This window comes from Streptomyces aureus (assembly GCF_001418135.1).
GTDB classification, from domain to species: Bacteria; Actinomycetota; Actinomycetes; order Streptomycetales; family Streptomycetaceae; genus Streptomyces; species Streptomyces aureus_A.
This window is the reverse complement of the sequence record NZ_LIPQ01000316.1, coordinates 1-12,771: the sequence shown is the minus strand read 5'-3', so window position 1 is coordinate 12,771 and position 12,771 is coordinate 1. Positions and strand designations below refer to the sequence as shown.

The 12,771-nt window shown below is 73.6% G+C and carries 10 protein-coding genes; 5 read left to right on the top strand and 5 right to left on the bottom strand.

Going from position 1 to position 12,771, the window contains the following annotated elements:
- Positions 1-65: 65 nt before the first annotated feature.
- Both AOK00_RS25135 and AOK00_RS25130 read right to left on the bottom strand, forming a co-directional pair.
- Positions 66-1,430: a phosphomannomutase/phosphoglucomutase gene (locus tag AOK00_RS25135; RefSeq protein WP_055602545.1), complete on the bottom strand. Its 1,365-nt coding sequence runs from the start codon at positions 1,428-1,430 to the stop codon at positions 66-68.
- Between the two features lie 104 nt (positions 1,431-1,534).
- Positions 1,535-1,969 carry a DUF3499 domain-containing protein gene (locus tag AOK00_RS25130; RefSeq protein ID WP_079042180.1) on the bottom strand — a complete coding sequence of 145 codons (435 nt, stop codon included), beginning with the start codon at positions 1,967-1,969 and terminating at the stop codon, positions 1,535-1,537.
- 299 nt (positions 1,970-2,268) lie between these two features.
- Here AOK00_RS25130 and AOK00_RS25125 point away from each other — a divergent pair, with 299 nt between their 5' ends.
- Complete coding sequence (locus tag AOK00_RS25125; RefSeq protein WP_055602543.1) at positions 2,269-2,724, top strand: metallopeptidase family protein; 456 nt, start codon at positions 2,269-2,271, stop codon at positions 2,722-2,724.
- A 69-nt stretch (positions 2,725-2,793) separates the two neighbouring features.
- Here the strand turns inward: AOK00_RS25125 and AOK00_RS25120 are convergent, their stop codons facing one another.
- From AOK00_RS25120 to AOK00_RS25110, 3 genes are all read right to left on the bottom strand, one after another.
- Positions 2,794-4,344 (bottom strand): DUF5719 family protein, encoded by a 1,551-nt coding sequence (locus tag AOK00_RS25120; RefSeq protein ID WP_055602542.1) that lies wholly within the window; start codon positions 4,342-4,344, stop codon positions 2,794-2,796.
- On the bottom strand, positions 4,341-8,093 hold the full coding sequence (locus AOK00_RS25115) for a glycosyltransferase family 2 protein (RefSeq protein ID WP_055602541.1): 3,753 nt from the start codon (positions 8,091-8,093) through the stop codon (positions 4,341-4,343). Before AOK00_RS25115 ends, AOK00_RS25120 begins: the two co-directional genes overlap by 4 nt.
- 376 nt (positions 8,094-8,469) lie before the next feature.
- A complete protein-coding gene (locus tag AOK00_RS25110) occupies positions 8,470-8,733 on the bottom strand; it encodes a WhiB family transcriptional regulator (RefSeq protein ID WP_015033978.1) in 264 nt (87 codons plus the stop codon).
- A gap of 703 nt (positions 8,734-9,436) precedes the next feature.
- Here AOK00_RS25110 and AOK00_RS25105 point away from each other — a divergent pair.
- From AOK00_RS25105 to AOK00_RS25090, 4 genes are all read left to right on the top strand, one after another.
- On the top strand, positions 9,437-9,958 hold the full coding sequence (locus AOK00_RS25105; protein ID WP_055602540.1) for a cysteine dioxygenase: 522 nt from the start codon (positions 9,437-9,439) through the stop codon (positions 9,956-9,958).
- Positions 9,959-10,023: 65 nt separating this feature from the next.
- The gene (gene cofD, locus AOK00_RS25100) at positions 10,024-10,977 is read left to right on the top strand and encodes a 2-phospho-L-lactate transferase (protein WP_055602539.1); all 954 of its coding nucleotides are present in this window, start codon (positions 10,024-10,026) and stop codon (positions 10,975-10,977) included.
- A gap of 104 nt (positions 10,978-11,081) precedes the next feature.
- The gene (locus tag AOK00_RS25095) at positions 11,082-12,389 is read left to right on the top strand and encodes a coenzyme F420-0:L-glutamate ligase (RefSeq protein ID WP_055602538.1); all 1,308 of its coding nucleotides are present in this window, start codon (positions 11,082-11,084) and stop codon (positions 12,387-12,389) included.
- A gap of 90 nt (positions 12,390-12,479) precedes the next feature.
- Positions 12,480-12,771: hypothetical protein (locus tag AOK00_RS25090; protein ID WP_159041842.1), on the top strand; the 292-nt coding region annotated here is incomplete at its 3' end.

The following is a 12,771-nucleotide window of genomic DNA, read 5'->3' as shown; positions in this document are numbered from 1 at the left end:
ACGCGCCACCCGACGCCGGGGGACGGGGGGCGCCCCGTTCCCCGGCGTCGGGTGGCGCGTGGAGGTCAGGCCGTGGTGCGGACCAGGGCCAGGACCTCGTCGCGGATCCTCGCCATCGTCGCCTCGTCGCGGGCCTCGACGTTGAGGCGCAGCAGCGGCTCCGTGTTGGAGGCGCGGAGGTTGAACCACCAGTCCCGAGCCGTGACCGTCAGGCCGTCCAGGTCGTCGAGGGTGACGTCCTCGTTCTCGTACGTGGCCCTGACCTTGGCGGCGCTCGCCTTCTGGTCCGCCACCGTCGAGTTGATCTCGCCCGAGGACGCGTAGCGGTCGTACGCCGCCACCAGGGCCGAAAGGGCGCCCTCCTGGCCGCCCAGGGCCGCCAGGACGTGGAGCGCGGCCAGCATGCCCGTGTCCGCGTTCCAGAAGTCCTTGAAGTAGTAGTGCGCCGAGTGCTCGCCGCCGAAGATCGCGCCGGTCTTCGCCATCTCCTCCTTGATGAAGGAGTGGCCGACGCGCGTACGGACCGGCTCGCCGCCCTGCTCGCGGACGACCTCCGGCACCGACCACGAGGTGATCAGGTTGTGGATGATCGTTCCGCCGGGGTGCTTCGCGAGCTCGCGGGCCGCCACCAGGGCCGTGATCGCCGACGGCGAGACCGGCTCGCCGCGCTCGTCCACGACGAAGCAGCGGTCGGCGTCGCCGTCGAAGGCCAGCCCGAGGTCGGCGCCCTCGGCCAGGACGCGGGCCTGGAGGTCGACGATGTTCTTCGGGTCCAGCGGGTTCGCCTCGTGGTTCGGGAACGTGCCGTCCAGCTCGAAGTACATCGGGACCACGTCCAGCGGCAGGCCCTCGAAGACCGTGGGGACCGTGTGGCCGCCCATGCCGTTGCCCGCGTCCACCACGACCTTGAGGGGGCGGATCGCCGTCAGGTCCACCAGGGACGTCAGGTACCGCGCGTAGTCCTTGAGCGTGTCGCGGTGCGTGATCGCGCCCGGGGTGGCAGCCGCTTCCGGCGCGCCGGTCTCCGACCAGCCCTCCACGAGTTCCCGGATCTCGGCCAGGCCCGTGTCCTGGCCCACCGGGGCGGCGCCGGCGCGGCACATCTTGATGCCGTTGTACTGGGCCGGGTTGTGCGAGGCGGTGAACATCGCGCCGGGCAGGTCGAAGCTGCCCGAGGCGAAGTACAGCTGATCGGTGGAGCAGAGTCCGATCAGGGTGACGTCGGCGCCGAGGCGGGCCGCGCCGCGCGCGAAGGCGTCCGCCAGGCCGGGCGACGAGGGGCGCATGTCGTGGCCGACGACGATCGCGTCCGCGTCCGTCACCCGTACGAAGGCGGCACCGAAGAGCTCGGCGAGCGACTCGTCCCACTGGTCGGGTACCACTCCGCGGACGTCGTACGCCTTCACGATCTGCGACAGATCGGCAGTCACGGATCCACCCTCCTGAGTTCTTCGGCACGCTTGTGCGGCGCGTGTACGGAACGCCAAAACTACCCGGAGCGGGGGCGGGGTACGCGGACGGTGGCCGGTTGCGCTCAGTTGTCGGGGGAGCGGAGCACTCTCAGGTGCCCTCGGCGGCCGACCTCCATGGGGTCGCCGCCGCGGCCTCCGCCGCCCTTGCCGCCGGCCTCGGCCGCGCGTTCCTGGGGACGGGCCGCCTCCCGGACCGCGTTGGCCAGGGCTTCGAGGTCGTCGCCGCTGGGGCGGGGCGGGGCGGAGCCGTCGGTCAGCCGCACGACCTCCCACCCCCGTGGGGCGGTCAGGCGCTCGCTGTGCTGGGCGCACAGGTCGTAGCAGTGGGGCTCGGCGTAGGTGGCGAGCGGGCCGAGGACCGCAGTCGAGTCGGCATAGACGTACGTCAGTGTCGCGACGGCAGGGCGGCCGCACGCAGTGCGCGAACAGCGACGTACAGGGCTCACGACGTTGGACGGTACCGCACTCTTGAGCGGGCCGCGACGACTCTCCCTCAGGTCACTCCACCGTGTCGCGCTGTGACCTCCGCCACCCCCCTTCGAGTGGCGACCGCTCCGACCTGCGCGGGAGGGGGCGCACGGGGGTGGCGCCGGGAGTCGATCCGGACAAGCGGGGGTCTGGATCCGGTCAACCACGACCAGATGGCCGATCGCGAGTGGCCCCCGAATAGGGCGGGCGGTTGGCCGGAACGTTCAGGTTTCGACAGGGGGTGGAGCGGTGCTGTCGGGACACCCGGGAAGGTGGCGAGGATGCGCCACGGTGCACGGGCACCGATGAGGGTTACGCTGCGTCAGTGATGGACAGTCCTGTGCCGCCGAGCCCCCCGCACCACTCCACGGAGCCCCCGGCGGAGCCCCGGGTGCGCCGCCGCGACCGGCACGGCCGCGGGATGCGGGGACCCGTCGCCCCGCCCCAGGTGCCGCTCTCCGCGAGCCGGGCCGACACCTTCCGCGATCTCGTCCTCGACTCGGTGGAGCGTCTGGAGCGGCGCTGGCCGCAGCTCGCCGACGTCGAGTTCCTCGTCATGGAGGTGCCGCCGGCGGTGCCGGGCGAGACGGTGCCGCTGGGCGGCTCGGCGCCCGCCGAGAAGAACGATCCCGCCCGGGTGGTCGTCTACCGGCGGCCGGTCGAGATCCGCTCCAAGAACCGGGACGAGCGGGCGCTCCTCGTGCACGAGGTCGTCGTGGAGCAGGTCGCCGAGCTGCTCGGGCTCTCCCCCGAGTCGGTCGATCCTCGGTACGGGCAGGACTGAACCCGTTTCTCCCCCGTACGGGCGGCGGGCCGGGCCGTGGGGGCCCGCCCGTGCCGTCCGCCCTCGCCCCTAGTCCAGGACCCCCAGGTCCTGGCGGGCCGACGGGACCTCGACCGTGCCCCGGTCGTCGACGAAGGTCTGGACCGTGAACATCGGCGTGCCGTCCAGCGGCACCGCCAGCGTTCTCGACGCGTACACCTTGCCGCCCGAGACCGGTTCGACGGTCAGCGCGTAGGAGCCCTTGAGGCCCGCGGGGACCATGTCGGTCAGGGCCGTCGTCGTGCCCCCCTTGACGGTGACCGTCTTCGTCACGGGCGTCCCCCCGCCGGAACCCGCCGAGGCGGTGACCTTCACCTGCGCTGCCGCGCCGACGGCGGTCAGGGCCAGCGTCGTCCCCTTGGCCCGGTTGTCGGCGACCGTCGCGCGGGCGGCGATCGCCCCGGTCGCCGGCACGAAGGCGACCTCGGCGTCGCCGCCCTTGCCGCGGACCACCCGGAGGGCGGCCACGACCGGGGTGGGCTTCTTCGGGTCGCTCGGGCTGAGCATCAGCGAGCCCACCTCGCCGCGGGTGAGGTCCGGCAGCTCGACGGAGGCCGTCATCCCCGACTTCACGTGCAGGGAGCGGGCGCTCGCCGGGACGATCGTGCCGCTCTGGGTGACCAGCTGGATCTTCAGGTCGGCGTCGTCCTCGCCCGGGGCGAACGCCACCAGGCGTACGGCGGTGGCGTCGGCCGGGATGCCGGGGAGCACGGCGGTGCTCGCCGGGTCGGCCGAGGCCGCGAGCCAGTCGCTGCCGAGCTTCTCGTCGGCGGAGCCGATGGCCGCGCCGACCCGGCCGCTGCGGGTGGTGACGTGGACGGTGACGGACGGCTGCGCGGCCTCGCCCGTGAGGGTGGAGAGCAGGACGGGGACCGTGGAGCGGGCGGGGACCGGGATGCCCTCGGTGAACTGGGACTTGAGGACGCCCTCGGGGCCGTACAGCTCGATGTCGGCGACGGCGGCCGTGTCGTCCGGGTTGGTGAGGTGGACGTAGTCCTGGCGTTCCTTGGCGGTGGAGGCCGCGGGGAACCAGAAGTCGGTGTCGGGGGCGCCGCAGCTGAGGCCGAGAAGGCCGCGCGCGCCGCCCGCCGAGACGACGGTGGTCTGCTGGACGGTCCAGCCGGGGGCGAGGGTGCCGGTCGCCGCACCGGTGAGGGCGGGTGCGGCGGGGCCGTTCGCCTCGGCGGTGACGGGCTTGCCGGGGGCGGTGACGGTGGCCGGGGCCGTCGGGGCCTTCGCCTTCGTGCCGCCCTTGGTGGCGCCGCCGGAGGTCGTCGTGCTCGCGGCGGGCCGCAGCTGGGCGGTGGCGGCGGCCGGCTTGTCGGCCGCGCCCGAGCCGCCCGTGCCGCCCTTCGCCGGGTCCGTACCGCCGCTGGGCGGGGTGTACGAGGTGTAGAGGGTCTCGGCCACCTCGGAGGTGCTGGGTACCGGGCAGGCCAGGCCCGCGCGCTCGACCGGCAGTCGGGTGGGCGCCTTGACCTGGGGGGCGGCGGCGCCGTCCGGGGTGGTGAGGGACGCGAAGCCGGTGACGGCGGCGAGCGCCGTGGCGCCCGCGATCAGGGAGAGGGTCGTGCGCTTCACTGGTTGCTGCTCCCGTCGGGACGCTGCTCGGTCTCGTGGCCCTGGGGGTGCCCGTAGCCGTAGTCGTACGGGTCGTACTGCTGTGGGTCGTACGGCTGCTGTTCCTGCCCGTACTGCGGGCCGTACTGCCCCTGCTGGGGGTCGTACGGCTGCGGGTCGTAGCCCTGGTCGGCGTACGGCTGCTGCTGGTCGTACTGCTGCGGCTGCTGCTCGTAGCCCTGCTGGGGGTACGCGTACGGCTGCTGCTGGTACGGGTCGGCCGCGTACTCCTGGTAGTAGCCCTGCTCGGCGTACGCCTGGGGCTGGGGCTGCTCCTGGTGGCCGCCCTGCGGCTGTTCCTGGGCCTGTGCGTAGGCGGGGTCGTAGCCGCCGTCCCATTCCTGGGACTCCTGGGTCTGCTGCTCCGGGATCGCGGTGGTCTCCGGCGCCGGGTCCTGGCCGCCGGTCCCGGCGGTCCCGCCCTCCGCCTCGGCCTCCGCGGCGGCGCGCAGGCGGCGGGCACGGCGGCCGTCGCCCTCGGTCGCCTGGGCGGGGATCGCGAGCTCCTCCTCGGGCAGGTCGTCGTCGATCTCGCGGCGCCGGCCGGGCAGGGCGAGGACGAGGAGGACGACGGCGAGGCCGACCTGGGCCCAGATCCACGCGGTACGGGTGAGGGGCTGGTCGTACGTGAGGTCGAGGCGGCCGGCCTGGGCGGGGAGCTCGAAGCCCTGGGCCCAGCCGTCGACGGTGGTGCGGGTCAGCTCCTTGCCGTCGAGGGTGGCGGTCCAGCCCTCGTCGGCGCGGTCGGCGAGGCGCAGGACGCGGCCGGTGGGGCCGGCCGGGATCTCGGTGTGCGCCTCGACGGGGCCGGCGGCGACGGCGACCGGGGCGGCCGGCGCCTTGGCGGAGTCCGCGGTGCCCTGCGTCGCGCCTTCCGCGGTCTTCGCCGTCGGCGGGACGATCATGACGCGGGCGATCTCGCGGTCCACGCGCCAGAGCGCGCTGCCGTCGATCTGGCTGAGGCGGCTGAGTCCCGGGGTGGAGTCGAGGACGCGGCTCATCTGGCGCGGTGCCCCGTCCCGTACCAGGACGTAGCGGATCGCGTAGCCGCTGAGCTGCTGGGTCTGGTCGGCGCCGGAGCCTGCGACCAGGTGGGAGACGACGTCGTCGAGACGCGGATCGTCCTCGGCGGCCGCGGTGAGTTCGGCGTCGCCGAGGCGGGCGCCGGAGCCGCGGACCAGGGTGTACGTGACCTCGCCGGGCGAGGTGCCGCCGAGGACGAGGGTGCGGGGCTGGTCGCGGGTGCCGGACTCCTCGGCGACGAACGCCGGGACCTGGACCGGGTCGCGCCGGGTCAGCGGGCCGTCGGCGCCCGCGATCATCCAGCCGACGGCGGCGACGGCGGGGCCGAGGGCGCAGGCGAGGGCGATGAGGGCGGCGACGGGCTGGCGCCAGCCGAAGCCGTGGGCGGCGACGCGGGTGCGGCCGCCCTCGGCGCCGATCATGCCGGCGGCGATGAGGGCGGCGCCGTAGACGAGGGTGGCGGGTCCGGCCCAGCCGGTGCCGCCCGCGCCGTTGGACAGGGCGGCGAAGAGGAGGCCGGCGAGGCCGGCGGCCCAGGCGGCGCGGACGGCGAGCTGCCGCTCCTCGCGCAGCAGCCCGGCCAGGCCGGCGAGGACGAGGCCGGCCAGCAGGAGGCCGCCGGTGGTGCCGGGGCCGCCGGGGCTGGTGCCGAGCAGGTCGAGCGCGGTCGCCGTGCCCGTACGGATGTCGAGGCCGGCCTCGCGCAGGAACGCGGCCGGGTCGGTGAGCAGGGTCAGCGACCAGGGGGCGAGGACCAGCAGCGGGGTGCCGACGGCGGCCAGGAAGCGCAGCCCGTACGCCGTGATGTCGGAGCGGCGGACGACGAGGACGCCCAGGCCGAGGAGGACGGCGAGCGGCCAGACGACCGGGGTGAACGCGGTGGCGAAGGTCAGCAGGAAGGTGTACGCCCAGGTGGCACGCCAGCTGCCCCGGTCCGGCCGGTTGAAGCCGGCGGCGGCGACGGCGGCGCGGGCCATCAGCGGCAGCAGGATCGCGAGGACCGCGGTGCCGAGCCGGCCGGTGGCGAGGGCCCCGGTGGCGGCGGGCAGGAACGCGTACGCGATGGCGCCCCAGGCGCGCAGGAGCCGCGACTCGACGATGCCGCGGGCGGCGAAGTACGCGGTGAAGCCGGCGAGCGGGACCGAACAGACGAGCAGCAGGGTCAGCGCGGTGGAGGTGGAGCCGAGGAAGAGCGCGGAGAGCGCGGCCAGGACGGCGAGGTACGGCGGGGCGGTCTGGGTGCCGCCGGTGCCGAGGGCGTGCCAGCCGTCGGCGTACCGCGACCAGAGTTCGGAGACGGTGTCGGGCGCGGGCAGCAGGGCGCCGCCGGCCAGCGAGCCGCCGGCGAAGAGGTTGCGGGAGGCGACCAGGGAGATGAGGAGCAGGAGGGCGAAGAGGACCGGGCCGGGCTTGCGGGCGATCTTCTTGAGCCGGGCGAACTGCTCGATCTCCAGGTAGTCGGCGTCGTCGCCGCCGGGTCCGGACTCCACGACGCCGTGGCGGGATCCGCCGGAATCGGCCTCGGAGCCGCCGAAGTTGGCGGTGAACTGCTCGACGGCGGCGCGGACGGTGGCGCCGGGCGGCGGGAACAGCGGGCGGAGTTCGTTCGCCGGGACGACGGGGTTCTTGCGGCGTTTGCGGGCGGCGAGGATCTTCTCGGGGCGCAGCAGGGTGGCGAGGAGGCCCATGACCTCGTCGACGGCCTGCCCGGGGACCTTGCCGACGAGGTAGGCGAGGGTGCGGAGCAGGGTGCTGACGACCAGCCGGACGAAGACGTACGGGAGGGCGGCACCGCGGCTGTTGGCGAGGAGGGTGTAGACGGCACCGGCCTTGTCGACGCGGTGCGGGTTGGCGGAGGTGCGCCCGGCGCAGTCGACGGTGCGGCGCTCGCGGGCGGATGCCTCGGCGTGCCGGAGGACGGCGTCGGGGGCGATCAGGACGCGGTGTCCCGCGGAGTGGGCGCGCCAGCACAGGTCGACGTCGTCACGCATGAGGGGCAGACGGCGGTCGAAGCCGCCGAGCTCCTCGAAGACGTCGCGGCGGACGAGCATGCCGGCGGTGGAGACGGAGAGGACGGAGCGGACCTGGTCGTGCTGGCCCTGGTCCTGCTCGCGGCGGTCGAGTCCGGTCCAGCGTCGGCCGCTGCGGGCGATGGAGACGCCGGTCTCGAGCAGCTGCTTCCGGTCGTACCAGCCGCGCAGCTTGGGGCCGATGACGGCGGCGTCCGCGTCGGAGTCGGCGACGCGGAGGAGTTCGGCGAGGGCACCGGGCTCGGGGGCGCAGTCGTCGTGGAGGAGCCAGAGCCACTGGACCGGTTCGCCGTGCGGGAGTTCGGGGAGGTCGTACGCCTCGTCGTTCCAGGTCCGGCTGACCGGGTCCCAGCCGCTGGGGCGCTTCAGATAGGGGAGGTCCTCGGGTCCGAGCACGGGGGCGGTACGGGCGGCCTCCTCGACGGCGGCACCGAAGCCGGTGCGGCGGGCGAGATGGAGGACGCGGTCGGCGCCGATGCCGTCGGCGAGGAGCTGCGCCGAGTCGTCGGCGCTGCCGGTGTCGGCGGCGACCACGTTCTGCACGGGGCGTTCCTGGGCGAGCAGCCCGGCGAGGGCGTCCGGCAGCCAGCGGGCGCCGTCGTGGGTGACGATCACGGCGGTGACGACGTGTCGCGGAAACTCAGGAGTTGAGGACATCGAGCTACGGGCCCTCCGGCCGGGGTCGCCCGCGGGGGGCGTGGGAAGCGTCTCGGACGGAGGCCCACACTAACGGCTGAGCGCGGAGCGGTCCGCCGCCGCTGTGGACAGAGCGGGAGGAAGGGTTTCTCGCGATACGCGTGGAGTTTCCCGCGGTACGCGCGGAACGGCTCGGCTCCCGGCAGCTGACGGTCCGCGTCCTGACACCCGGAACGGCCCGCGTCCTGACACGCGGAACGGTCCGCCTCCCGGGGATGGACCACAGGTGGCGGACCGTTCTCGGTGGACCGCGTTCTCTCGGTGTGCGCACCCCGGTTCGCCGGGCCGGGAGGCTTCGCTCGGGGCCCCGCAGGCCCCCGGCGGTTCGGGCGGCGGCTCAGACCGCGGCCTTCTTCAGACGGCGTCGCTCGCGCTCGGAGAGGCCGCCCCAGATGCCGAACCGCTCGTCGTTCTGCAGGGCGTATTCGAGGCATTCGGAGCGGACCTCGCAGGCGAGGCAGACCTTCTTGGCCTCTCGGGTCGAGCCGCCCTTCTCGGGGAAGAAGGACTCGGGATCGGTCTGGGCGCACAGCGCGCGCTCCTGCCAGCCGAGTTCTTCGTCCGCGTCCTCGACCAGCAGTTCCTGGAACAACTCGGTCATGTGCGCCCCTCGTCTGTTCTGTGCGTCCCCGTGGTCTTGCCGTTGCGAACCCGGCCGAACGACACGAGTGAAATTACAAGTTCGTGCTCTGCGCGAGTCAAGCCGAGATCTGCTATTGGGCCTCGTATTCACTCTGCGGAACCAAGCCTATGCGGAAAGTGTTCAAATCACCAAAAAACGAGACACATGCCACCGGCCTGGCTGCACCGTGCGCGACCCTCCACAAGGGAGGACGTCCGAGACTTGGATCTTGTTGCGATCCAGCCATGGAAGCGACCCGGATCACAGTCCGGTCACGGACCGGCCGGGATCCGTGTGGTGACCGAGCGTGGTCACTCACGCGGGCGCCGCCATGTTTACGGGCACGGCTGAAGCGCCATCTGTCCTGGTCCGCGGCTGAACAAACCTTTCTCCGCTCACGGTAACCGGATGAGGTGAAACATTACCCCCAAATCGGGCATTGAGTTGACAGTCGGGTGTCGTTCCGGCCACCTTTGGTGGCATGCCAGCGACCGCAGCGCTCTCCGCGACCCACAGCCGTGGGTTCCGCAGCGCTGTCCAGGCGCGCTGTTGCTGTTGCTGTCCCAGCTGTTGATGCCGTAGAGCTCCAGCTTTTCTCCCAGCGTCACCCTGCGTCACTCGCGTCACCTCTTCTCCGTGACCCCCCACCGCTTCTGTTTCTGCTGAGGAACCTCCCCAACCCATGAACATGGACAGCGACCTTCAGATCGCCGGCGACATCCTCGAGGTCCCGCACCTCCTCCAGCCCGAGCGCGCCCATCCCGAGACGGTGGCCGAGTTCGCCGGCCTGGCACGCTCGATCGCCGACGACCGCGCCCAGTGGGCCCCGTACGTCGAGTACGACGCCACCACCCGCTGGTACCACCGGCTGCGCACCGGCCCCGGCTACGAGGTGTGGCTGCTCTCCTGGGTGCCCGGCCAGGGCAGCGGGCTCCACGACCACGGGGTCTCCTCCGGCGTACTGACCGTCCTGGAGGGCGCACTGACGGAACGTACGGAGCGGGGCACGCGGGCGCTCGCGCCGGGCTCGCAGCGGGTGTTCGCGCCGGGGTACGTCCACGAGGTCGTCAACGACTCCCTCGAACCGGCCGTCAGCCTGCACGTCTACTTCCCCGGCCTCACCGAGATGCCGATGCACGAGTCGCTCCAGGCGCAGTGCGCCCCCGTCTCCGCCCCTCTCGCCCCCGGCGCCGTCGTCGCCTGACGGGCCCGCCCGCCTCCCGGCCACCACCCCGCATGCGATCAGCCTCCGGCTGACAGACTGTTCGCATGCGCATTGTGGTTCTGGCCGGTGGCATCGGTGGTGCCCGTTTCCTTCGCGGCCTCAAGCAGGCCGCGCCGGACGCGGAGATCACGGTCGTCGGCAACACCGGTGACGACATCCATCTCTTCGGGCTGAAGGTCTGCCCCGACCTGGACACGGTGATGTACACCCTCGGCGGTGGCATCAACGAGGAACAGGGCTGGGGACGCACGGACGAGTCCTTCACCGTCAAGGAGGAACTCGCGGCGTACGGCGTCGGACCCGAGTGGTTCGGCCTCGGCGACCGGGACTTCGCGACCCATGTCGTCCGTACCCAGATGCTCGGCGCGGGCTACCCGCTGAGCGCCGTCACCGAGGCGCTCTGCGCCCGCTGGCAGCCGGGCGTGCGCCTCCTCCCCATGTCCGACGACCGCGTCGAGACGCACGTGGCGATCGAGGTCGACGGCGAGCAGCGCGCGGTGCACTTCCAGGAGTACTGGGTGAAGCTGCGCGCCTCCGTCGACGCGAAGGCGATCGTGCCGGTCGGCGCGGAGGCCGCGAAGCCCGCGCCGGGAGTCCTCGACGCCATCGCCGAGGCGGACGTCATCCTGTTCCCGCCGTCCAACCCCGTGGTGAGCGTCGGGACGATCCTGGCCGTGCCCGGAATCCGTGAGGCGATCGTCGCGGCCGGGGCGCCCGTCGTCGGCCTCTCCCCCATCGTCGGTGACGCGCCCGTGCGCGGAATGGCCGACAAGGTGCTCGCGGCGGTGGGCGTGGAGTCGACGGCGGCGGCGGTCGCCAGGAACTACGGTTCCGAGCTGCTCGGCGGCTGGCTCGTCGACACCGTCGACGCGGGCGCGGTCGCGGACGTCGAGGCGGCGGGCATCCGCTGCCGGGCGGTCCCGCTGATGATGACCGACGTCGACGCGACGGCCGCGATGGCACGGGAGGCGTTGGCGCTCGCGGAGGAGCTGCGGTGACCGAGGCGACTGCTGGGTCTGTCGGGTCGGCCGGGCCTGTCGGGCCTGTCGGGTCGGCCGGGCCTGTCGACGCTGCCTGCTCCGCGCGGGCCGTCGAGGCGGGGGTGGCGCAGGAGGCTCCCTCGTACCGGGTCTGGGCGCTGCCCGGGTTGCCGGAGGTGACGGCGGGGGACGACCTGGCCAAGCTGATCGCCTCCGTCTCGCCCGAACTCGTCGACGGGGACGTCCTCCTCGTCACCTCCAAGATCGTGAGCAAGGCCGAGGGGCGGGTGATCGCCGCCGACGACCGCGAGGAGGCCATCGACGCCGAGACGGTACGGGTGGTGGCGCGGCGCGGCACCCTGCGGATCGTCGAGAACCGGCAAGGGCTCGTCATGGCCGCCGCCGGGGTCGACGCCTCCAACACCCCCTCCGGAACCGTCCTGTTGCTGCCCGAGGACCCCGACGCCTCGGCGCGGCGCATCCGTTCGGGGCTGCGCGAGGCGCTCGGCGTCGACGTGGGCGTCGTCGTCACGGACACCTTCGGGCGGCCCTGGCGCGGCGGGCTCACCGACGTGGCGATCGGCGCGGCCGGGGTACGGGTCCTCGACGATCTGCGCGGCGGGACCGACGCGTTCGGCAATCCGCTGAGCGCGACGGTGGTCGCCACCGCGGACGAACTCGCCGCCGCGGGCGACCTGGTGAAGGGCAAGGCGGCGGGTCTGCCGGTGGCCGTCGTCCGGGGTCTTCCGCACGTGGTGGCCGGGGACGAGGAGCCGGGGGCCCGGGCGCTGGTGCGCGCCGCCGCCGACGACATGTTCCGGCTGGGCACGTCGGAGGCGGTACGGGAGGCGGTGACGCTGCGGCGGACCGTACGGGAGTTCACCGACGACCCGGTCGACCCCGGGGCGGTACGGCGCGCGGTCGCGGCCGCCCTGACGGCGCCGGCCCCGCACCACACGACGCCGTGGCGGTTCGTGCTCCTGGAGTCGGCGGAGTCCCGCGTACGTCTGCTCGACGCGATGCGGGACGCGTGGATCGCGGACCTGCGGCGGGACGGCCGGTCCGAGGAGTCCATCGCGAAGCGGGTCCGGCGCGGGGACGTCCTGCGCAACGCCCCGTACCTGGCGGTGCCCTGCCTCGTCATGGACGGCTCCCACCACTACGGCGACCCGCGCCGGGACACGGCCGAGCGCGAGATGTTCGTGGTGGCGGCGGGCGCGGGCGTCCAGAACTTCCTGGTGGCGCTGGCCGGTGAGCGGCTGGGCTCGGCGTGGGTGTCCTCGACGATGTTCTGCCGGGACGTCGTACGGGAGGTCCTCGACCTGCCGGACGACTGGGACCCGCTGGGCGCGGTCGCGATCGGACATCCGGCGGTCGCGCCGAAGGAGCGGGCGGCGCGCATGGCTTCGGAGTTCGTCGAGGTGCGGTAGGCCCGGACCCCCGGAGTACGGAAAGGGCCTGACCCGCGGCGGGTCGGGTCGCTAGTCTCGCCTCCTGCCGAGTGTGACAAGGGGGGCGCCGTGTCCACATCCAGCGCTGCCGGGCTGAGGCGGTGCGTCGTCTGCGCGATGCCGGTCAGCCCGAAGAAGCTCGTCCTCGTCCGTGACAACCGGCCGGCGCACCGCGCCTGCCGGCCGGTGACGGGCGTACCCGTCCGGGTCGCGGCCGAGGCGGCGGCCGCGGCCGCCGCCCGGAAGGCGAAGCCGCCGAAGACCATGAGCCGGGCCGAAATGCTCCGCCGCATCGACGAGCTGCGCAGGCGGGACGCGCGGAGGGCGGCGGAGCATTTCGGCCCGGCTCATGGTCTTCGGC